Genomic DNA, 21,411 nt, shown 5'->3' on the forward strand with positions numbered 1-21,411 from the left:
ATACTATTTGGCAAGCGACAAAAGAACAAATCTTTTTGCTGGTTCAATTTCACTTTCCAGATATTATTTTTAGAATTAACACATGTTTAACCAACGTTAAAATTAGTAGATTATGAAAAGTAAAAATGCCAAAAAAGGTAGTAAAAACGACAAGGTAAAAAGAAATGTCCAAACAATGAAAAAAGCTCCAGGGAAGCATTCAAAGGAAGAAATCATCAGTGAAGAAGAGCTGGATAACAGAATAGCAATCGACGGAGATATCCGCCTTTATTTCACCATGTATTTAAAAATCTTTATTGATGGACATTTCCGCCATCCTAAGAAGAAAAAGCTGATAAATCTAGCCCAATATATCTATGACCAAAAAGTATTATACATCCACAAACATGGCGGCTATAAGTTAATGGAACTTAGCAGTATACATGCTGAATTGGGTGCATTGAAAAAACCTGTTGAGGAAGAGTACATGAAAGAAAAAAAGGAAAAAAGAGAACAGGCTGAAAAGGTCAAAAGCAAGTACTAAGAAAAAATAATGGGACAGTTGGAATATAAAGCTTACCTTCGCCGCCGTTTTCAACCGGTCGAAAACTAACAGATTTTCTCTTAAAAAAATAGTGACGGTATGCTATCGTTATAGCGTCACTATAATGAAAGGATAGTGACGCTATGACAACAACATACCGTCACTATCTATAAGGGAAGATTTACGCTCAAACAGAAATTTATTTTTCAAAATTAAAAACAGAAGAAAATGAGACAAAAAATCAGGAAAGGCAAGTTAGAAGCTTGCAAATTAGTATGGAAAAAACGTATTACTGCTGAAAAGGGGATTTCGGATAAATGTGCGGAGAGAATTGTACAAGAGTGCATTAAACTAATAGATCGCATGTTGTATGGGAATGTAGTGATAGCTTTTTACAAGCAGGATGGCACGTTTTGTCTGGAAAGAGGAACACTGGTAGGATATGAAAAATTCTTCCATAGAGAATTCAATATCACAGCAAAACAAGAGTCTATTCTCTATTGGAGTGAAGAACAAAAAGGATGGAGAAGATTTATGATCGGGAACCTGATGGAGTGGAGAGCTATTGTATAAGTTAGATTAAAATATATTGAACAATGAATATGATTAATAAAGGGATACCTTATTTTCCGACACCGGCAAACTTCTTTGACGAAGAAGTGATGGAACTATTAGAAGCTAAGTTTGGAGTATTAGCTTCTTACATTGTCATGCGATTGCTTTGTAAAATATATAAAGAGGGATATTATATCTCTTGGGGAAAGGAACAAAACCTGATTTTCGTCCGTAAAGTGGGCGGCGGGATCAAAGAGGACATGATGGAAAAGATTGTCGACCTATTATTGGAAAAAGGATTTTTCCATAAGGAAACCTACGAAAAATACGGCATACTCACTTCGGAACAGATTCAAAGGGTGTGGTTTGAAGCTACTACACGAAGGAAAATAGATTTCTCCCAACTACCTTATTTATTAGAGACCAAGAAGAAAAAAGGGATGCAAAAAGAAGAGTTGAACGCGGAAAATGCAGACATTTTTGAAACTCAAGAGGAGGTGAGTCAAGAAAATGCAGACATTTCCCGACAAACTAAACTAAAGGAAACTAAACTAAATTCTGAAGAAGAAGAAATTAACGATGCTTCGATTGAAATTCCGGGGTATGCCTACAATCTGGCTACACACAACATAGCAGGATTGATGGAGAGTCTGGACAACCATAAAGTGACTGACCCAAAAGAGAAACAGACGATTCTCCGGCTATCGGACTATGGCAGGAAAGGCACCCAGGTGTGGAAACTGCTCTCCAATACGGCCTGGAGTAAAATCGGAGCACCGGGGAAATATATCATTGCAGCGTTAGCTAGCGGACGGAAATAAACCGACTGATTAAAAGCTGATAAAAAAGGTACGAAAAATCTGTGCTTTTCACAAATTCTTCGTACCTTTACGCTCCGGTAAAACAAGTTCTATCCACATAAAAGATAACAAAATGGAAAACAGAAGTTTAGTAACCATTGCCGAACATTCTAAAGAAAAAATCCTCTACATGCTCGAAATGGCGAAGCAGTTTGAAATGAACCCCAATCGCCGGTTATTACAAGGAAAGGTTGTAGCAACCCTGTTCTTTGAACCTTCCACCCGTACCCGCTTGAGTTTTGAAACAGCTGCCAACCGTCTCGGTGCACGAGTAATCGGATTCTCTGACCCCAAAGCTACCAGCTCTTCCAAAGGGGAAACACTTAAAGACACGATCATGATGGTGAGCAACTATGCAGATATTATCGTCATGCGACACTATCTCGAAGGAGCTGCACGGTATGCCAGCGAAGTAGCCCCGGTGCCCATTGTCAACGCAGGTGACGGAGCCAACCAGCACCCGTCGCAGACGATGCTCGATCTCTACTCTATCTACAAGACACAAGGAACGCTGGAAAATCTGAACATTTTCCTGGTGGGTGATTTGAAATACGGCCGCACCGTACATTCATTGCTGATGGCGATGCGACACTTTAATCCGACTTTCCATTTTATCGCTCCCGAAGAGCTGAAAATGCCGGAAGAATACAAACTTTACTGCAAAACGCACCAAATAAAATACGTTGAACATACAGACTTTTCCGAAGAGATTATCGCCGACGCCGATATTCTGTACATGACCCGTGTACAACGCGAACGTTTCACCGACCTGATGGAATATGAACGGGTGAAGAATGTATATATTCTCCGTAACAAAATGCTGGAGAACACACGTCCGAACCTGCGTATCCTGCACCCGCTTCCCCGTGTCAACGAAATTGCTTACGATGTGGATGACAATCCGAAAGCATACTATTTCCAACAGGCACAAAACGGTCTGTATGCCCGCGAAGCGATCCTTTGCGATGTATTAGGTATCACATTAGATGACGTTAAAAACGATATTTTATTATGAGCGAAAATAAACAAGCATTGCAAGTAGCTGCCCTGAAAAACGGGACAGTGATTGACCATATCCCATCCGAAAAGCTCTTTACCGTAGTGCAACTGCTCGGTGTGGAACAGATGACTAGCAATATCACTATCGGATTCAACCTCGACAGCAAGAAGCTGGGTAAAAAAGGGATCATCAAGATTGCAGATAAATTCTTCTGCGACGAAGAGATTAACCGTATTTCAGTAGTTGCCCCGCACGTCAAGCTGAATATCATCCGCGATTACGAAGTAGTGGAAAAGAAAGAGGTGAAAATGCCGGATGAACTTCGGGGCATCGTGAAATGTGCCAATCCGAAATGTATCACCAACAACGAACCGATGGCCACTATCTTTCATGTGATAGACAAGGATAATTGTATCGTAAAGTGCCATTATTGCGAGAAAGAGCAGAAACGTGAAGAGATTACAATCCTCTGAATAAACGTATAGCCCCATGAAACAGGACTGGAAACCAGGAACGATGATCTATCCGCTGCCGGCTGTACTGGTCAGCTGCGGAAAGGAAGAAAGCGAATATAATATGTTCACAGTAGCATGGACGGGTACGATTTGTACAAACCCGCCCATGTGTTATATATCCGTACGTCCGGAACGCCATTCTTATGACATTATCAAAAAAAACATGGAGTTTGTCATCAACCTGACAACGAAAGATATGGCTTTTGCCACCGACTGGTGCGGAGTTCGTTCGGGACGTGATTATCATAAATTTGATGAGATGAAGCTGACACCCGGACAGTGTACGGTGGTCAGTGCTCCGTTGATTGAAGAATCTCCTCTCTGCATTGAATGCCGTGTGAAAGAAATCATCTCCCTCGGCTCACACGATATGTTTATCGCTGACGTAGTAAATGTGCGTGCGGACGACCGGAACCTGAATCCTGAAACCGGAAAGCTGGAACTGGCCGAAGCCAATCCGCTGGTATATGTGCATGGAGGATATTATAATCTGGGAGAGAAAATCGGTAAATTCGGTTGGAGTGTAGAAAAGAAGAAATCATAAAAAGTGCGATATTGCCATGAATATGCTGCGTAAATTCATCCTTCCCGGTTTGTTAGCCATAGCCTGCACGGCTGTCGGCCAGAACTATAACGCAGAAAAAGTAGACCGCCCCAATACAAAAAAAATAAATATCGGTATCAAGGCGGGATTCAACTCTTCCATGTTCATGGTGTCTGAACTGAAAATTAAGGATGTAACTATCGATGAGGTGCAGAATAACTACAAGATAGGTTATTTCGGTGCCCTCTTTATGCGCATCAACATGAAGAAGCATTTCATTCAGCCGGAAGTGTCCTATAATGTAAGCAAATGTGAGATCACTTTCGATAAGCTCGGTTCGCAGCATCCTGCCATCGAGCCTGATTATGCTTCCGTGCAATCGGTGTTGCACAGTGTGGATTTCCCTATTTTATACGGCTATAATGTGGTGAAAAAAGGGCCTTACGGAATGTCTATCTTCGCAGGCCCCAAACTTCGCTACTTATGGGGAAAACACAATGAAATCACTTTTAAGAATTTTGACCAAAAAGGGATTCACGAAAGGCTGTATCCGTTCAATGTCAGTGCAGTGATCGGTGTAGGCGTCAACATCTCCCGTATCTTTTTCGATTTCCGCTACGAGCAAGGCATCGGAAATATCTCCAAGTCCATCATTTACGACAATATCAATTCCGACGGCAGCACAGGAGTGAGCAACATTATTTTCCGTCGCCGTGACAGCGCGTTAAGTTTTTCGCTGGGATTCATCCTTTAAGAATAAAATATCATTAAATCCGGCTTTTTACTAACATTTTTCTTGTACTTCCTTCATTCTTTATTTATTTTCATTAACTTTGTGCGCTTAAAATAGGTATCTCGAATTAGAAATTTAATCTTACTTATAAAAGAATGAAAAGAGACGACATCATTTTCGACATCATCGAAAAAGAGCATCAACGTCAGTTGAAAGGAATCGAGCTTATTGCATCAGAAAATTTTGTGAGTGACCAGGTTATGCAGGCAATGGGTTCTTGCCTGACTAACAAGTACGCAGAAGGTTATCCCGGCAAACGTTATTACGGAGGTTGCGAAGTAGTAGACCAAAGCGAACAAATCGCTATCGACCGCCTGAAAGAAATTTTTGGCGCGGAATGGGCAAACGTACAACCACACTCGGGAGCACAAGCTAATGCTGCTGTTTTCCTCGCAGTTCTGAATCCGGGCGACAAATTCATGGGATTAAATCTTGCACACGGCGGACACCTTTCTCATGGCTCACTGGTAAACACTTCCGGTATCATCTATACTCCTTGCGAATATAACCTGAATCAGGAAACCGGACGCGTTGACTACGACCAGATGGAAGAAGTCGCTCTACGTGAGAAACCGAAAATGATTATCGGTGGTGGTTCTGCATACTCTCGTGAATGGGATTACAAACGTATGCGTGAAATCGCTGACAAAGTAGGCGCTATCCTGATGATCGACATGGCTCACCCTGCCGGTCTGATCGCTGCCGGAGTGCTCGAAAACCCGGTTAAATATGCACATATCGTCACTTCTACTACACATAAAACACTTCGCGGACCTCGTGGTGGTGTCATCATGATGGGTAAGGATTTCCCCAATCCATGGGGTAAGACCACTCCGAAAGGTGAGATCAAGATGATGTCTCAATTACTGGATTCTGCCGTATTCCCGGGAATCCAAGGCGGACCACTGGAACATGTAATTGCTGCTAAAGCAGTTGCTTTCGGTGAAATCCTGCAACCTGAATTTAAGGAATATGCTAAACAAGTACAAAAGAACGCTGCTATACTTGCACAGGCTTTAATCGACCGTGGTTTTACCATCGTTTCCGGTGGTACAGACAACCACTCTATGTTGGTTGACCTGCGTAGCAAATATCCTGAACTGACAGGTAAAGTGGCAGAAAAAGCATTGGTTTCTGCCGATATTACTGTTAACAAGAACATGGTTCCGTTCGACAGCCGTTCAGCTTTCCAGACTTCCGGTATCCGTTTGGGTACTCCTGCTATCACAACTCGTGGTGCAAAAGAAGATTTGATGCTCGAAATTGCTGAAATGATCGAGACTGTATTGTCTAACGTAGAAAATGAGGAAGTTATTGCACAAGTACGTGCACGTGTCAATGAGACAATGAAGAAATATCCTCTTTTTGCTTATTAAAAAACGATTTCAAAGCTAATAGCCTCACTGTTATCAGCTTTATTTCTTATTTATAAGGTCTGCTCTTTGTGAAAGGAGCAGGCTTTTTTTATTTATTAACGGTCCCGCCCGAACCATCTGTCCATATTTTCGTTTTTCTTACTATAAAAGAAATATATGATGTCATATATCACTCATAGCAAGGACGAATTCAACCGTACAGTGTGCAAGAAGAGAAAACAGAAGCGCACTGGACTCTATATACAGTCATCCCCGTCTTTCCACATTTTATTTCATAGGGAAAGACGGGGATTTATTTTACCGGCATCATACCGGAATATTTTTTTGAGGTATATATTTTAGCTCAATCCTTCTATTTCTCCATCCACAATATCGATATGCAATGCTTGCGGTTCTTTGGGTAATCCCGGCATACGAAGAATTTCTCCGGCAATGGCTACAATCATTTCAGCTCCGTTATTGATAACAATATCTTTAATATGGAACTCGAAGTTATTTACCGCCCCATAAATCTTTGGATCGGCAGAGAATGAATATTGTGTTTTAGCAATACAAACCGGATAATGAGTGATTCCCATTTTCTCAATCAGTTTGATACGGTTGCGTGCAATACTACTATAGGTAATAACGCTGGCTCCGTAAATATTAGTGGCTACCTTTTCGATCTTCTGCTGTATGCTATCTTCTTCTTTATAAGTGTAGCGTAAAGATTCGGACGGATTGTTCTCTATGGTATCTACTACCAGACGGGCCATATCTACTGCTCCCTCTCCTCCTTCACTGAACGCATTGTTAATGGCGAAACCCACTCCCAACTGTTCGCAATGTTCGCGCAGTAATTCCATTTCTTCATCCGTATCGGATGCAAACTTATTGAAAGCTACGATGATGGTCTGACCGAATGAGCGAAGGTTACGAACGTGTTTGTCGAGATTACGCAATCCTTCTTTCAAGCCTTCCATATTCGGCTCTTTGATACGGTCGAGACTGACACCTCCGTGCATCTTTAATCCTTGTGCCGTAGCGACAATCACTGTGAGACGTGGTTGGAGTCCGCTCTTGCGGCATTTGATATTATAGAATTTTTCTGCACCGAGATCGGCACCGAATCCGGCTTCTGTTATTACATAATCACCGAAAGACATTGCCAATTTAGTGGCCAGAATAGAGTTACAACCATGTGCGATATTAGCAAACGGACCACCATGTACAAAAGCAGCGGTTCCTTCGGTAGTCTGCACTAAATTAGGATGGATAGCATCTTTCAATAACACGGTGATGGCTCCTGCCACTCCCAAATCTTTCACAGTAAAAGGTTGGTCGTCATACGTGAAGCCCAACAGGATATTTTCAATACGGCGACGCAGATCACTCACATCTTTAGAAAGGCAAAGAATTGCCATAATCTCCGAAGCAGGAGTAATATCGAAACCGGACTCTTGGGTAATCCCGTTCGATTTAGGTCCGAGGCCGACAACGATGCTGCGCAACGAACGGTCGTTCACGTCAAGCACTCTCCGCCAAAGAATTTCTTTCAGTCCAAAGCCCTTTGCCTGATTCTGATAAAGATAATTGTCGAGTAAAGCAGAAATCATGTTATGAGCAGAAGTGATGGCATGAAAATCCCCTGTAAAATGGAGGTTAATTTTGTCCATCGGAAGCACTTGTGCATATCCCCCACCGGCTGCTCCTCCCTTCATTCCGAAACATGGACCGAGAGACGGCTCGCGAAGAGCGACAATCGCATTCTTTCCAATTTTATTCAATCCCAAAGCGAGACCGATAGATACTGTAGTTTTGCCAATGCCCGCTTTGGTTGCTGTGATAGCAGTTACCAGAATGAGATTGCTTTTCTTCACTTTCTCTTCATCAATCAGTTGTTCGGGGATCTTTGCTATGTAGCGGCCATAATTCTCCACTTCCTCACGAGGGATTCCGATACCTTCGGCAACTTGCTTAATCTTCTTCAGCTCAATACTGCGAGCTATTTCTATGTCTGATTTCATACAGAATATGATTAGTTTTATTTTTGAAAGAACAAAAGTATAACAAAAAAGCGAAATAGAGAAATTTAAAGTTCGGCGGATATTATATCTCTATTTTTCATAACACAACAAACTCTTTTTACGCTATAACTGTTGTAAATGACATAACCTAAAACAACAACTTAATTATGGAATGGATTATTAATCAACTAAGGGTACATCCTGAACTTGCTATTTTCCTGACGCTCTTTGCCGGGTTCTGGCTTGGCAGACTCAAAATAGGGAAATTCTCTTTGGGGACAGTCACCAGCGTTCTGCTGGTCGGAGTATTGGTCGGACAACTGAATATCACTGTAGATGGTCCGATGAAAGCTGTGTTCTTTCTGCTTTTCTTATTTGCCGTTGGCTATAAGGTAGGTCCGCAGTTTTTCCGCGGATTGAAGAAAGACGGCCTGCCACAAGTGGGATTTGCCGTACTGATGTGTATTGTCAGTCTGGTAGCCCCGTGGATACTGGCCAAAATCATGGGATATCATGTAGGAGAAGCTGCCGGACTGTTGGCAGGCTCACAAACAATATCCGCCGTTATCGGCGTGGCAAGCGATACGATCAACCAGCTGGGAATCAGCGATGCACAGAAAGCCACGTTCATCAATGCAATTCCGGTAGCGTATGCCGTAACTTATATTTTCGGAACGGCCGGTTCGGCGTGGATTCTGGCTTCTCTCGGCCCTAAAATGCTGGGTGGACTGGATAAGGTGAAGGCCGACTGCAAGGAATTGGAGGCTCAAATGGGAACATCGGAAGCTGACGAACCCGGATTTTCCCCGGCTCTTCGTCCGGTTGTGTTCCGTGCTTATAAAATCACCAATGAATGGTTTGACAAAGGAAAGAAAGTCAGTGAACTCGAAGCTTATCTATGTAAAAATGATAAACGGCTGTTTGTAGAACGGATTCGTCAAAAAAGAGTGGTGAAGGAAGTAGATCCGAACCTGATTCTTCATAAGAATGACGAAGTGGTACTTAGCGGACGCCGTGAATTTGTGATTGGAGAAGAAGACTGGATCGGTCCGGAAGTGATTGATGCACAATTACTCGACTTCCCGGCAGAAACTCTTCCTGTAATGGTGACCCACCGGACTTTTGCCGGAGAAACGGTTTCCAAAATCAGGGCGCAGAAGTTTATGCACGGGGTTAGTATCCGGAATATCAAACGTGCCGGAATCAATGTTCCGGTATTGCCTAAAACAATCGTAGATTCGGGAGATATTCTCGAACTTACCGGTCTTAAACATGAAGTGGAAAGTGCTGCCAAACAAATGGGCTATATTGACCGGCCTACCAACCAGACGGATATGATCTTCGTTGGATTGGGTATTTTGCTCGGTGGTCTTTTCGGTGCACTGGCTATTCATCTGGGAGGTGTTCCTATCAGTCTTTCTACCAGTGGCGGCGCATTGATAGCCGGACTTCTGTTCGGTTGGCTACGCAGCAAGCATCCTACTTTCGGAGGTATCCCCGAACCTTCTTTATGGGTATTGAATAATGTAGGACTGAATATGTTTATCGCAGTGGTCGGTATCGCTGCAGGTCCCAGTTTCATTGCCGGATTCAAGGAAGTAGGCGTCAGTCTGTTTATCGTCGGCGCATTGGCAACGGCCATTCCTCTCCTCGCCGGATTGCTGATGGCGAGATACTTGTTCAAATTCCACCCTGCCCTGTCATTGGGATGTACGGCAGGAGCACGTACTACAACAGCTGCATTGGGAGCTATTCAGGATGCAGTGGAAAGCGACACACCGGCATTAGGATATACGGTGACGTATGCAGTCGGCAATACGCTCCTGATTATCTGGGGAGTTGTCATCGTACTACTTATGTAAAACTATATAAATAAATATCATTATGGAAAAGAAAACAAATAACCCTGCCATTACCAAAAGTTATGCCAAGAAAATGGAAACGATCAGCCCGTTCGAGCTGAAAAACAAACTGATCAATATGGCAGATGAAAGTATCAAGAAGATAGCACATACGATGTTGAATGCCGGAAGAGGTAACCCGAACTGGATTGCTACCGAACCACGCGAAGCCTTTTTTCTGCTGGGACAATTCGGCCTTTGCGAATGTCGTCATGCGTTTTCACTGGAAGAAGGAATAGCAGGTATTCCGCAAAAGGCGGGAATTGCTGCCCGTTTCGAGGCTTTCCTGAAAGAAAACGAGAAAGCTCCCGGTGCTAACCTATTGAAAGAGGGCTATAATTATATGCTGATGGAACATGCTGCCGATCCGGATACGCTTATTCACGAATGGGCAGAATCGGTGATTGGCGACCAGTATCCTGTGCCCGACCGTATTTTACATTTTACGGAGTTAATCGTACAGGATTACCTGGCGCAAGAGATGTGTGACCGCCGTCCGCCGAAAGGAACTTTTGACCTTTTCGCGACTGAAGGAGGTACAGCAGCCATGTGTTATCTGTTCGATTCTTTGCAAGAGAATTTCCTGTTGAACCAGGGGGATGCTATTGCTTTGATGGTTCCTGTGTTCACTCCTTATATAGAAATCCCGGAACTGCGACGCTATCAGTTCGACGTTACCGAAATTTCTGCCGACCAGATGACTCCTGACGGTTTACATACCTGGCAGTATAAGGATGAAGATATAGACAAGCTGAAAGATCCGCGGATCAAAGCGTTGTTTATCACCAATCCGAGCAACCCGCCCAGCTATGCACTTAGCAAAGAGACTACCGAACGTATCATCAACATTGTGAAGAATGATAATCCGAACCTGATGATTATCACGGATGATGTGTACGGAACGTTTATTCCTCATTTCCGTTCATTGATGGCAGAGTTGCCGCACAATACGCTTTGCGTTTATTCGTTCTCCAAATATTTCGGAGCTACAGGATGGAGAACCGCTGTGATCGCTCTACACGAAGACAACATCTACGACAAAATGATTGCCCGCCTGTCGGAGGAGCAGAAATCAATATTAAACAAACGTTATTCCAGCCTTAGCCTGCAACCGGAAAAGATGAAATTTATTGACCGCATGGTGGCTGACAGCCGACAAATTGCGCTGAATCATACTGCAGGGCTTTCCCTGCCCCAACAGATACAGATGAGTTTGTTTGCCCTCTTCTCGCTTTTGGATAAAGAGGACAGTTATAAAGCCAAGATGCAGGAAATTATTCATCGCCGCCTGCATGCATTGTGGGATAATACAGGTTTCACACTGGTAGAAGATCCGCTGCGTGCCGGATATTATTCGGAGATTGATATGCTGGTATGGGCGAAGAAATTCTATGGGGATGACTTCGTTACTTATCTGCAAAAGACCTACAATCCATTGGATGTGGTTTTCCGCCTGGCAAACGAAACTTCACTCGTTCTGTTGAATGGTGGTGGCTTTGCCGGACCGAAATGGAGTGTGCGTGTGTCACTAGCCAATTTGAATGAGACCGATTATGTGAAAATCGGACAAAGCATCAAGTGTGTGTTGGAAGAATATGCCCAAACATGGAAAGCATCAAAAGAATGAACTAAGTAGTTCATTTTATAAATGAGAATTTAATTCAGACAGAAGAACATAAGAACAAAAAATAAAATAGCAGTTAAATAAACAACAGAAATAATTTTCAAAGCGCAGCATTTATGTTCTTTTGTTCTTATGTCTGAAATTTTTCTCGCTCTTATGTCTAAAAATTAATTAGCGTTTATTTAAAGCGGGAGGTATCGACCTCTTCCCTTTTTTTCTCTTTGTATCCTCCGAATTTATAATTAAACGAAATACCGAATGTACGGGTAGTGCGCATATAGTGGTTTTTCACATTCTGCAATCCGTAACGGACTTGTGTCGAAATGGTGGAGGTATTGAACAGGTCGTCACATTTCAACGTCAATTGTGCTTTTCCTTTTGCAAAGGTGTAACGAAGCGCTACATCCAGATTTCCCGAACGGGGAAGATCGAAAATTCCCTGTATAGCTCTATTTTGATAGAATCCGGTCAGGGTGAATTTTAAGTCGGGTTTGGTGGAAAGGGTGAATGTGTTGTTCATCGTCAAAACGAATGTATATAGTTTACGGTCAAACGGGATATCCCAGAAATCACTATCTTTCTGGCGATAACGAAAACCGATGGCTGTGAAACGGGAGTCGAGCCATTTTTTCACCTTAAAGGGAACTGTCATTACCAATCCGGCTTGTGATGAAAAATCAAAGTTGAAGAACTTGTAAATCTCTACCAAGCGTTCCGGTGATTGGTAGAGGGTTTGCATTTGCTTGTTTTTGGTATAGCTATAAAAGGCGGAAAAAACATACTTGCCTTTTAATATGTAATTAAGGCTGGTTTCATAGTTCGTGGCAGGTTTGAGATAGGGATTTCCTTGAATTTCAGAGTATGCTCCCATGTAAGAGATTGCATTCTGTACGCTCCAGTATTCGGGATATTCCTTGTCACTACTTAATGAGAATTGCAGGACATGTCCGGCAGCGGGCATATAAGTTAGATTGGCTACCGGGTACAGGCTCCATTCATTCCAGATATTTGTATGATATTGCTCTGCTGCCAGAGAAACATCGGCCGAGAGTTTTTCACCGAAGCTTTTGCTTAGTCCGGCATACACATTCAGGGTTTGTTCGCGACGGCGGGAGTTCATGTTATTATCCGGTAACAGGTTATCTGTTTCCGGGTCATAATATCTTTGATAGCTATGGTCTAAAGCGGTCGTATAGGTTATACCATAATTCAATCCCCAGCCTTTGCCCAAGGTATGTTCTTGTCCGGCATAAAAACGCCATTGATTGATTTGCTGTTTATCCCGGCTCAAGAAATTCATTGTCTCTGTTCCCATCGTGCTATATAATAATTGGCTGCCGGGAGAATGATAGGATGTAAATGCCACTCCGGCTTTCAGCCCGAAAGGGGTTTGATAATCTAACTTTGCATTATGGAGCTGGTTGTCTCCCTGTGAATCGGTAACAGAGTTTTGCGCACCGGTAGCTATGGAATAATGTTTGGTATCGGTAAAAGCTGTTGTATAGACCAGGCTTAACAGATGATCTTCTGCGAGGGAGTAATCCATTCCGAGGCGTATCTGATGACTATTGGTACGGGAAGTCATGATTTCATCCATATCCATCTGATGTACCGAACCATCGGCTAACGTGTGAAGTGCTTCTTTCTCCGTTATCCTTCGGTCGCGATCATAAGAGTAAGAGTAAAGAAGATCTGCAGAGAATTTACGTCCGGAGTACAGAAGACTTCCACGTTCTGCCAAAGACTTGTAGTGATGTTGATTGAAAGCTGTATAGAGTTCTCCTTGAAGGGAAGATGCTTGTCCTGTGCCGGGTGCTAATATCAGGTTAATCATCGGTCCGCGTACCTGATAGCGCGCCGGAGCGGAATACATCACTTCCGCCTTTTCAATCCGGCTGACGGGGATTGATTTTAATAAAGCATCTAATTGTTCGGCAGACAGTGTGGTCACTTTTCCGTTGATGACAACGGTAACTTCCTGTCCTCCCAACATCAGACTGTTATTCATATTTACTATGCCCGGGAGATTTTTGACAACATCATAGGCATTATCCACAGGCAAGTTGCCCACCAGTCTCGGTACGTCATACACGAGTTTGCCTTGTTCGGCTTTCACGATCGGGCGTTCACCTGTAATCATCACTTCGGGCAGTTCCTGAAACAAACTATCCATATAACCTATATTCTTGATACTGTCGACAGGTTCCTGCGACTGTTGTCCGACTTGTGCTGTAGCGGATATCCACACACAAAGAAGAGACATAAATAGTAAACTAATCCGTTTCATTTCGTCTTTATTTTTGGAATACGACAAAATACGGTAGAAAAAATGGAAATTTGCGTTATCATTGGCTTATCTAGTGTTATTTAGTCTTATCAAAGAGAAGAATAAGAATAGTTTCCTATTATCTTTGCCTGTATGAAATTACCGCTAAAACATATCGTCATACTGGTTATCTGCTCGTTAATCGGAATCTTTGTTTATCAAGCTTATTGGTTGACAGGGCTTTACCGGTCGATGAAAATGGAAATGGAGAGTAATATCAGAGATGCGATGCGGACGAGTGACTTCAACGAGGTCGTGCTCCGTGTAAATGATTTGCAAAAAGATAATGTGGAACACGGTTCGCTGACAGTATCAGCCGGATATGATGCGGACGGCAATTCATTAGTGACTCAACAAACGATTTCTTATACGGATAGTAGCCGTCAGGATACGATACACTCCCGGACAGAAATAACCACGGATACGGTAAAAACCGTTGGTAATGCAGAAGGTTCTACACCTGTTGCAAGTAGCGAGAATGGGCTGGATGTGTTATTGAAAAAGCAAGATTCGCTAAAGGAGCTGTTAATGAGTATTCAGCAGGGTATTCATTCGGGTGTGGACACTTATATAGATGTCAACCTGCAGCGATATGACAGTTTGCTCACCCATGTGATGAAAGAGCATAATCTCTCTATTCCTCATCACACTTTTTTGATTTATACCGGAATCAGTGCCGATTCTTCCATTGTATATACCGATACATTAGGTATTGCGGGAGATAGCAGTTATATTCCCAGTCCCAAGGCAATCCGCTATGACTATGAATTTAATATGCATCACAGCCAACGCTACCAACTGGTGTTCGAGCCGATCAATTCATTGGTGTTAAAGCAGATGACAGGTATTCTGGTCACTTCATTTGTAATTCTTCTGATTCTCGGATTCTCTTTCTGGTTCCTTATCCGGACGCTTCTGAAACAGAAAACGCTGGATGAAATGAAAAGTGATTTTACCAATAATATCACGCACGAATTAAAGACTCCCATTGCCGTAGCCTATGCGGCTAATGACGCATTACTGAACTTTAACCAGGCGGAAGAGAAAAGCAAGCGCGACCAGTATCTACGCATCAGTCAGGAGCAGTTGCAAAGGCTTAGCGGGCTGGTGGAACAGATTTTATCCATGGGAATGGAGCGTCGCAAAACGTTCCGTTTGCATCCGGAGGAAATCAACCTGAAGGAGCTGATTACTCCGCTCATGGAGCAGCACCAGCTAAAAGCGGACAAGCCTGTACATATCGAATTGGATATTAAACCGGAAACGCTTGTCATTGTGGCCGACCGTACGCATTTCAGCAACATCATCAGTAACCTGATAGATAATGCGGTGAAGTACTCGAAAGAGGAAGCCGAATTGTCTATTTCCTGCCGACAGACTGGGGGGACAGTAACCGTCAGCGTTACCGACCGGGGAATCGGGATTCCACTTGATAAACAAAAGCACATATTTGATAAATTCTACCGGGTCCCGACGGGTAATCTTCATAATATAAAAGGTTACGGACTAGGACTGTTCTATGTCAAGAGTATGGTCGAAAAACATGGAGGAACTATCACCGTAAAAAGTGAACCGGACAAAGGAAGCACTTTTACCATTACTTTATAAACCCATAAAATCATGAGTAAAAACAAAATTACCGTATTACTGGTAGAAGACGAACAGACGCTCGCCATGATTATCAAGGATACACTTGAAGAAAATGATTTTATCATTCATACGGCGAATGACGGTGAGGAAGGACTAAGCCTTTTCTTCGAACTTCATCCGGATGTACTTGTAGCCGATGTGATGATGCCGAAAATGGATGGCTTTGAAATGGTACGTCGCATCCGCCAGACGGATAAACAGACTCCTGTCTTATTCCTGACTGCCCGTTCGGCCATCAATGATGTGGTGGAGGGGTTTGAACTCGGAGCGAATGATTACCTGAAAAAACCTTTCGGTATACAAGAGCTGATTATCCGAATCAAAGCACTGATGGGAAAGGCTTTTCTCTTCACAGAGAATAAGGTTGCCAATCATTTTGAGATAGGAAGTTATCTGTTTGATCCTGTTGCACAAACTTTATTACACGCAGGAACGAGACAGGAACTCTCTCATCGTGAATCGGAAATCTTGAAACGGCTTTGCGAGAACCGGAATCAGGTGGTCAACACGCAGGATGTCTTGCTCGAACTTTGGGGAGATGACAGTTTTTTCAATTCCCGAAGCCTACATGTGTTCATTACCAAATTGCGGCATAAACTCTCGCAAGATGAACAGATACGTATTGTCAATGTACGGGGAATCGGCTATAAACTGATTGTCAACTAAACTCTTTAACACCGCAAAGTGCCATGAATAAAAGACAGTTCACAAGATTTATGTTTTTACTTTGTACCTGTACCGCATTTGCGCAACAGGTGGAAGTGAAAAAGGATAGCATCGGCCGTGCGGTTCTTCTGCCACCGGAGCAAAAGCAGCCATTAAATATGGATAAGGAGGGCTTCATCTTACCCGATATGAATATAACGCCGAACGACAGGAAGCCAACCATTCAAACGGATAGCATGACGCTTCATATATCTCCTCCCGAATTTATGGATACTCCCTGGCCTACTCCCAGGCTGGGTACTTCTTTCGATCCCTTCAGCCGTGACTATAATCGGTCGGATATTTTCGGGATCAATGCTAACAGCTATTTAAGTACGTATAGTTTGCATAATACGTATCCTACCATGGGGACGCATATTCAGGTAGGTGCCATTTATACGTATGCCCCTAATGAACGATGGGAGCTTTCAGGTGGGCTGTTCAGTGCCAAGTACACAATGCCTTCTTTCCAACATGGTGCCAGAAATGATTTTGGTTTTAGCGGTTCGGCTGCTTACCGGATTAATAAATTTCTGCGTATACGGGCTTTCGGCGAATATTCTGTGAATGGCGAACGAAATGCTTCGCAGGGGTATCTCACTCCTATCTATCCGCAAAGCGGTTATGGCATGATGCTTGAAATCAAGTTCAACGATTATATCGAACTCCATGGAGGTATGGAACGCTCATACAACCCGATGAAAAGGAAATGGGAGACGGCTCCTGTCGTTTATCCGGTGATTAAATTGAAAAGATAAGTTTTTTTCTAAGAAAACATAACGGAAGCGGATAGTCAGGTGGAAATTATCTATCTTTGTGGTAAATCAACCTTTACGAAGATGAAAAAACTGATTCTATTTCTTTCGCTGATATTATCGGTCGGTTTTGCATCCGCACAGTCGGAAATTCCTTCCGATAGTATTCGTCGTGCTCCATCTACCAATATCAAAGAGTTTGGTGGTTTTCTACTGGATATGGGGTTAATGAACGTAGCAACTCCCGAACTTCCCAAATTTAATTTAGATATGCCTAATATGACGAAAGATTATAATCAGCTCTTTCGTTTAAACACGGATATTACCTATTCTCAAGGATTCACCGACTCTTTTTCTTCGTCTTCTTACTCCGGGTTTGCCGGTTTTGGATACGGATATGGTTGGGGATTGTCTTCTTCTCCACAGTTTATGCAGATGGGATCTTTCAAACTGAAAAACGGAATGAGAATCAATACTTACGGAGATTACAACAAGGATGGCTGGCGGGTGCCTAACCGTAGCGCTATGCCTTGGGAAAGGAATAATTTCCGGGGAGCGTTCGAACTGAAATCTGCCAATGGTAATTTCGGAATACGAATTGAGGTGCAGCAAGGAAGAAATGTTCCTTATTAAATAATAATTAGGCACGGATTACACGTACGTCACGGTCTTTAGGGTTATCATTGCTGAAAAATAACCGCGTTAATCCGTGTAATCCGTGCCTAAAAAATAGCAATTAATTAGTGGCAGGTACTTATTAAAATCAGGAAAATCAGAAGGCTTTGTCTGCCGCACTGATTGCATTGGCTATACGGTCACACCACGAATCAAATTCCGGATCGGGTGTTTGAGTTTCCGGATGAGAAAGCATATAATGTACAGCTTGCCGCAATCCGTCCGCCATAGAGATATGGCATATAAAATCTGGGACGAGCCGCTTTATCTTCGAATTATCGAAAACAACCGTAGCTGCTTTATCTCCTAAGAGTTCCCCCCTGAAATCATAATGATCGCTATGTTTGGCAAGGAAATCGGATGCTACGTGCAATGCGTTCAGAGGTTTGCCTAACGCATCGGCGATTGTCTGGTAAATCTGATTCCAAGTCATACTTTCATCGGTAGTGATATGAAAAGCGTTCCCAATGGCATGTGGATTCGCCATCAGTCCAACATAGCCTTTGGCAAAATCTTTGGAGTGAGTCAGTGTCCACAAAGAGGAGCCATCGCCGGGAATAATGACAGGTTTGCCGTCAAGAATCCGTTTGAGAATCTGCCAGTTTCCCTTATCTCCATGTACGGCTACGGGAGGTTTGGTTCCGTTATAGGTATGGCTGGGACGAACGATGGTCACCGGAAAACCACTTGTCCGGTAGGCTGACATCAATACCTCTTCCGCTTCTATCTTGTTTCTGGAATACTGCCAGTAGGGATTGACCAGAGGAGTGCTTTCGGTAATGCGATAATCGGTTAATGGCTTTTGATAGGCAGAGGCACTGCTGATAAAGATGTATTGCCGCGTTTTATTCTGAAACAGGCGGATATCACGCTTTACGTCTTCTGCCGTATAACCGATGAATTGCGCAACCACATCGTAATGTTCAAGTGCGATGGCTTTTGCCACAGCTTCTTCATCATTAATATCCGCAATGATACTGTGAATTCCTTCCGGCATTTTTTTTGAGCCGCGGTTAAGGAGAGTAATCTCCCACCCTCTCTGTTGCGCCAATGCAACTACATCTGTACTGATAGTACCCGTTCCTCCAATGAATAATGCTTTCATAAAACCTGTTTTTTATATTCTCCGGAGCAAATATATCAATTCCATGACTTACTTCCAGCAATCATTGCCATTTATTTTTCCGCCCGCAAGTTTATGTAGTATACAGATTACTGATTCTTGTACCCTTATTACTGATTTGAGGTATGAAATAAAAAAGATACCTCCAAATGTTTTATCTTTGTATCAGATTAATAACAAAGCATATGGATGAAATAACAAAAATTGAAACCGTCGATCAGTATGACCAGTTGTGTGGACTGGAGACATTGCACCCTTTAGTTAATGTAATCGACTTCTCAAAAGCTACCAAGTCGGTTGAGTATATCCGTATGAACATCGGATTCTATTGTCTGTTCCTGAAAGATGCCAAATGCGGGGATCTCACATACGGACGTAAGAATTACGATTATCAGGAAGGAACGGTTGTCTGTATGGCACCGGGACAAGTGAGCGGAATAGACAACCGTAACCGAACGGCTCCCCGTACCAAGTCGATTGGGGTTTTATTCCACCCCGATTTAATCCGTGGAACTTCATTAGGACAGAATATCAAAAACTATACTTTTTTCTCTTACGAGGTAAATGAGGCATTGCATCTTTCAGATCAGGAAAGAGAAATCGTAACCGATTGCATACATAAAATCCGGCTCGAACTGGAGCATACTATCGACAAGCATAGCAAGCAACTTATCGTACGGAATATCGAACTGCTATTGGATTACTGTATGCGTTTCTACGAACGGCAGTTCATTACACGCAATCAGGCGAATAAAGATATAGTCGTTAAATTCGAGCAATTACTGGACGAATATTTCCAAAATCAGGTGGCAATGACCGAAGGACTGCCATCCGTGAAATACTTTGCAGACAAGGCATGCCTCTCTCCTAATTATTTCGGGGACCTGATAAAGAAGGAAACCGGAAAAACTGCACAGGAATATATCCAGTGCCGAATTATCGAACTGGCCAAAGAAAGAATACTGGAAGGTGTTCAAACTGTCAGCCAGGTAGCTTATGAACTGGGATTTCAATATCCACAGCACTTCAGCCGGTTATTTAAAAAGCATGTCGGCTGCACCCCGAACGAATATAAACAAAAAAACTAGACGTATTTTAGATACAGGAGTCTCAACATCATGGGAGATAAAGTACTCAAAATAGGAACCGTGCATCAATGCAATTGTTGCCTGGGGAGTAAGACACTACACCCGCTGGTAAGTGTCATCGATCTCTCAAAGGCTGACTTGTCAGCTCATACGGGCATCAAGTTCGACTTTTATACGATTCTATTGAGTGAGTGTAAATGTGAAGCGTATATGTATGGTCACCAGTATTATGATTTTTCGGATGGTACTTTGCTCTTCCTTAGTCCCGGAGAGTCTATCAATATGAAGGAAAACAGTAAGAATTTTCCTTCCAAAGGATGGATATTGGCTTTTCATCCCGATCTGATTTGTGGCACTCCGCTCGGACTTAATATACATAACTATACTTTCTTCTCTTATCTGCCTGAAGAAGCATTACATATATCTTTGCGCGAGAAGCAAATCATTCTGGAGTTTATGGATAAAATAAACCAGGAACTCGAACGTTGCATTGACCGACATAGCAAGAAGATAGTTTCCAAGTATATAGAACTATTGCTGGATTACTGTATCCGTTTCTACGAACGCCAATTCATTACACGTAATGAAGCGAATAAAACGATTATCAAACAATTCGATAAAATCATAAATAACCATTTTGAAACGAAACAGGTACCGACTGTCGATATACTTTCACATAAGTATTGTGCGAACCTGCTTCATTTGTCTCCTGAATATTTCAACGACTTACTGAAGTATGAAACGGGGAAATCATTTAAAGAGTATATCGAGTTCAAACGCTTCGAGATTGCCAAAGATTGGTTGGTGAATACTGATAAAACAATCAATCAGATAACGCAAGAGCTGGGTTTTCAGAATCCACAGTATTTCAGCCGGTTATTTAAGAAAATCACAGGTTGTTCTCCGAATGATTTCAGGATACCTAATTGAAAGTATATGTCAAAGGGATTAGAGGAAGATAAAGCAATCAAAAAGTCTTAATAAAATTTGAATTGGAATATCAAATTCTTAATCTATGTTATGAAACATACTTTTTTTCTTGGAATATTTGCTAATTTCGCAATAGTCCGTATCTTTGCAATGTGTTTTTCATAGTATTAGATTTAAGGTTAACAAAGGTTGGAGCAAGGCGTTGCTCCTTTTTTTATGTCTATACGTAAGCTCTCTCCTTTTTCTTATTCATGATAATATAGGAATTACGCTATTTTTCAATAACTTTGCAAAAAGAGAGATGTCAATAATGTCTCGATAAGACAGATCAAAAGGTTCTCTTTTTACGTTACATATAAAAAGATTATTTAATCCTTGTAGAATAATGGAAACAATGCAACCATATTATCGTCTGATGAAATCAATCCTCTTTGTATTATTTCTTTCTTTTGGCATGATTTC

Annotated in this window: 19 protein-coding genes; 16 read left to right on the forward strand and 3 right to left on the reverse strand. The window is 42.4% G+C overall.

The genetic code is table 11. The features are described 5' to 3' along the window. Nucleotides 1–112 precede the first annotated feature (112 nt). From HMPREF9010_RS17090 to glyA, 8 genes are all read left to right on the forward strand, one after another. Entirely contained in the window at nt 113–523 is a 411-nt protein-coding gene (locus tag HMPREF9010_RS17090) for a DUF4119 family protein (RefSeq protein ID WP_004295796.1), read from the forward strand. A gap of 228 nt (nt 524–751) precedes the next feature. After that, a complete protein-coding gene (locus HMPREF9010_RS17085) occupies nt 752–1,096 on the forward strand; it encodes an SH3 beta-barrel fold-containing protein (protein ID WP_008648001.1) in 345 nt (114 codons plus the stop codon). 23 nt (nt 1,097–1,119) lie between these two features. After that, the gene (locus HMPREF9010_RS17080; RefSeq protein ID WP_008648002.1) at nt 1,120–1,899 is read left to right on the forward strand and encodes a DUF4373 domain-containing protein; all 780 of its coding nucleotides are present in this window, start codon (nt 1,120–1,122) and stop codon (nt 1,897–1,899) included. Nucleotides 1,900–2,011: 112 nt separating this feature from the next. After that, nucleotides 2,012–2,953: an aspartate carbamoyltransferase gene (gene pyrB, locus HMPREF9010_RS17075; RefSeq protein WP_004315282.1), complete on the forward strand. Its 942-nt coding sequence runs from the start codon at nt 2,012–2,014 to the stop codon at nt 2,951–2,953. After that, complete coding sequence (pyrI, locus tag HMPREF9010_RS17070; protein ID WP_004295791.1) at nt 2,950–3,411, forward strand: aspartate carbamoyltransferase regulatory subunit; 462 nt, start codon at nt 2,950–2,952, stop codon at nt 3,409–3,411. Before pyrB ends, pyrI begins: the two co-directional genes overlap by 4 nt. Before the next feature lie 16 nt (nt 3,412–3,427). Then, on the forward strand, nt 3,428–3,997 hold the full coding sequence (locus HMPREF9010_RS17065; protein ID WP_004325806.1) for a flavin reductase family protein: 570 nt from the start codon (nt 3,428–3,430) through the stop codon (nt 3,995–3,997). A 16-nt stretch (nt 3,998–4,013) separates the two neighbouring features. Beyond that, entirely contained in the window at nt 4,014–4,751 is a 738-nt protein-coding gene (locus HMPREF9010_RS17060) for a porin family protein (protein WP_004295789.1), read from the forward strand. A 134-nt stretch (nt 4,752–4,885) separates the two neighbouring features. Beyond that, complete coding sequence (gene glyA / locus HMPREF9010_RS17055) at nt 4,886–6,166, forward strand: serine hydroxymethyltransferase (RefSeq protein WP_008648004.1); 1,281 nt, start codon at nt 4,886–4,888, stop codon at nt 6,164–6,166. 338 nt (nt 6,167–6,504) lie between these two features. Here the strand turns inward: glyA and HMPREF9010_RS17050 are convergent, their stop codons facing one another. Continuing rightward, nucleotides 6,505–8,172 carry a formate--tetrahydrofolate ligase gene (locus HMPREF9010_RS17050; protein WP_004295785.1) on the reverse strand — a complete coding sequence of 556 codons (1,668 nt, stop codon included), beginning with the start codon at nt 8,170–8,172 and terminating at the stop codon, nt 6,505–6,507. A gap of 167 nt (nt 8,173–8,339) precedes the next feature. Here HMPREF9010_RS17050 and aspT point away from each other — a divergent pair, with 167 nt between their 5' ends. Next, a complete protein-coding gene (aspT, locus tag HMPREF9010_RS17045; RefSeq protein ID WP_004295784.1) occupies nt 8,340–10,034 on the forward strand; it encodes an aspartate-alanine antiporter in 1,695 nt (564 codons plus the stop codon). Nucleotides 10,035–10,056: 22 nt separating this feature from the next. Continuing rightward, a complete protein-coding gene (gene aspD, locus HMPREF9010_RS17040; protein WP_008648005.1) occupies nt 10,057–11,700 on the forward strand; it encodes an aspartate 4-decarboxylase in 1,644 nt (547 codons plus the stop codon). A gap of 175 nt (nt 11,701–11,875) precedes the next feature. Here aspD and HMPREF9010_RS17035 read toward each other — a convergent pair whose 3' ends face one another. Further along, on the reverse strand, nt 11,876–13,984 hold the full coding sequence (locus HMPREF9010_RS17035; protein WP_008648006.1) for an outer membrane beta-barrel family protein: 2,109 nt from the start codon (nt 13,982–13,984) through the stop codon (nt 11,876–11,878). A gap of 132 nt (nt 13,985–14,116) precedes the next feature. On the opposite strand from HMPREF9010_RS17035, the gene HMPREF9010_RS17030 reads away from it, so the two are divergent. The 4 genes from HMPREF9010_RS17030 to HMPREF9010_RS17015 all read left to right on the forward strand — a co-directional run bounded on the left by HMPREF9010_RS17030 (nt 14,117) and on the right by HMPREF9010_RS17015 (nt 17,766). After that, entirely contained in the window at nt 14,117–15,631 is a 1,515-nt protein-coding gene (locus tag HMPREF9010_RS17030) for a sensor histidine kinase (protein WP_008648007.1), read from the forward strand. Nucleotides 15,632–15,643: 12 nt separating this feature from the next. Beyond that, entirely contained in the window at nt 15,644–16,339 is a 696-nt protein-coding gene (locus HMPREF9010_RS17025) for a response regulator transcription factor (RefSeq protein ID WP_004295780.1), read from the forward strand. A 23-nt stretch (nt 16,340–16,362) separates the two neighbouring features. Beyond that, complete coding sequence (locus HMPREF9010_RS17020) at nt 16,363–17,136, forward strand: hypothetical protein (RefSeq protein WP_008648008.1); 774 nt, start codon at nt 16,363–16,365, stop codon at nt 17,134–17,136. Nucleotides 17,137–17,217: 81 nt separating this feature from the next. Further along, nucleotides 17,218–17,766 (forward strand): hypothetical protein, encoded by a 549-nt coding sequence (locus HMPREF9010_RS17015; RefSeq protein WP_004295778.1) that lies wholly within the window; start codon nt 17,218–17,220, stop codon nt 17,764–17,766. Between the two features lie 139 nt (nt 17,767–17,905). Here the strand turns inward: HMPREF9010_RS17015 and HMPREF9010_RS17010 are convergent, their stop codons facing one another. Further along, the gene (locus HMPREF9010_RS17010) at nt 17,906–18,913 is read right to left on the reverse strand and encodes an SDR family oxidoreductase (RefSeq protein WP_004295777.1); all 1,008 of its coding nucleotides are present in this window, start codon (nt 18,911–18,913) and stop codon (nt 17,906–17,908) included. A gap of 203 nt (nt 18,914–19,116) precedes the next feature. On the opposite strand from HMPREF9010_RS17010, the gene HMPREF9010_RS17005 reads away from it, so the two are divergent. Next, nucleotides 19,117–20,019, forward strand: a complete 903-nt coding sequence (locus HMPREF9010_RS17005; protein WP_008648009.1) for a helix-turn-helix domain-containing protein — start codon at nt 19,117–19,119, stop codon at nt 20,017–20,019. A gap of 30 nt (nt 20,020–20,049) precedes the next feature. Further along, the gene (locus HMPREF9010_RS17000; RefSeq protein ID WP_004295774.1) at nt 20,050–20,949 is read left to right on the forward strand and encodes a helix-turn-helix domain-containing protein; all 900 of its coding nucleotides are present in this window, start codon (nt 20,050–20,052) and stop codon (nt 20,947–20,949) included. The last annotated feature ends 462 nt before the right edge of the window (nt 20,950–21,411 follow it).

Source organism: Bacteroides sp. 3_1_23, from assembly GCF_000162555.1.
In the GTDB taxonomy this organism is placed as follows: Bacteria; Bacteroidota; Bacteroidia; order Bacteroidales; family Bacteroidaceae; genus Bacteroides; species Bacteroides ovatus.

Coding starts and splice junctions, on each gene's coding strand:
- HMPREF9010_RS17080 (WP_008648002.1), top strand. CDS start 1,120: ATGAATATGATTAATAAAGGGATACCTTATTTTCCGACACCGGCAAAC.
- HMPREF9010_RS17090 (WP_004295796.1), top strand. CDS start 113: ATGAAAAGTAAAAATGCCAAAAAAGGTAGTAAAAACGACAAGGTAAAA.
- HMPREF9010_RS17005 (WP_008648009.1), top strand. CDS start 19,117: ATGGATGAAATAACAAAAATTGAAACCGTCGATCAGTATGACCAGTTG.
- HMPREF9010_RS17025 (WP_004295780.1), top strand. CDS start 15,644: ATGAGTAAAAACAAAATTACCGTATTACTGGTAGAAGACGAACAGACG.
- pyrB (WP_004315282.1), top strand. CDS start 2,012: ATGGAAAACAGAAGTTTAGTAACCATTGCCGAACATTCTAAAGAAAAA.
- HMPREF9010_RS17000 (WP_004295774.1), top strand. CDS start 20,050: ATGGGAGATAAAGTACTCAAAATAGGAACCGTGCATCAATGCAATTGT.
- HMPREF9010_RS17030 (WP_008648007.1), top strand. CDS start 14,117: ATGAAATTACCGCTAAAACATATCGTCATACTGGTTATCTGCTCGTTA.
- HMPREF9010_RS17020 (WP_008648008.1), top strand. CDS start 16,363: ATGAATAAAAGACAGTTCACAAGATTTATGTTTTTACTTTGTACCTGT.
- HMPREF9010_RS17015 (WP_004295778.1), top strand. CDS start 17,218: ATGAAAAAACTGATTCTATTTCTTTCGCTGATATTATCGGTCGGTTTT.
- HMPREF9010_RS17010 (WP_004295777.1), bottom strand. CDS start 18,913: ATGAAAGCATTATTCATTGGAGGAACGGGTACTATCAGTACAGATGTA.
- HMPREF9010_RS17065 (WP_004325806.1), top strand. CDS start 3,428: ATGAAACAGGACTGGAAACCAGGAACGATGATCTATCCGCTGCCGGCT.
- aspD (WP_008648005.1), top strand. CDS start 10,057: ATGGAAAAGAAAACAAATAACCCTGCCATTACCAAAAGTTATGCCAAG.
- aspT (WP_004295784.1), top strand. CDS start 8,340: ATGGAATGGATTATTAATCAACTAAGGGTACATCCTGAACTTGCTATT.
- HMPREF9010_RS17050 (WP_004295785.1), bottom strand. CDS start 8,172: ATGAAATCAGACATAGAAATAGCTCGCAGTATTGAGCTGAAGAAGATT.
- HMPREF9010_RS17085 (WP_008648001.1), top strand. CDS start 752: ATGAGACAAAAAATCAGGAAAGGCAAGTTAGAAGCTTGCAAATTAGTA.
- HMPREF9010_RS17060 (WP_004295789.1), top strand. CDS start 4,014: ATGAATATGCTGCGTAAATTCATCCTTCCCGGTTTGTTAGCCATAGCC.
- HMPREF9010_RS17035 (WP_008648006.1), bottom strand. CDS start 13,984: ATGAAACGGATTAGTTTACTATTTATGTCTCTTCTTTGTGTGTGGATA.
- glyA (WP_008648004.1), top strand. CDS start 4,886: ATGAAAAGAGACGACATCATTTTCGACATCATCGAAAAAGAGCATCAA.
- pyrI (WP_004295791.1), top strand. CDS start 2,950: ATGAGCGAAAATAAACAAGCATTGCAAGTAGCTGCCCTGAAAAACGGG.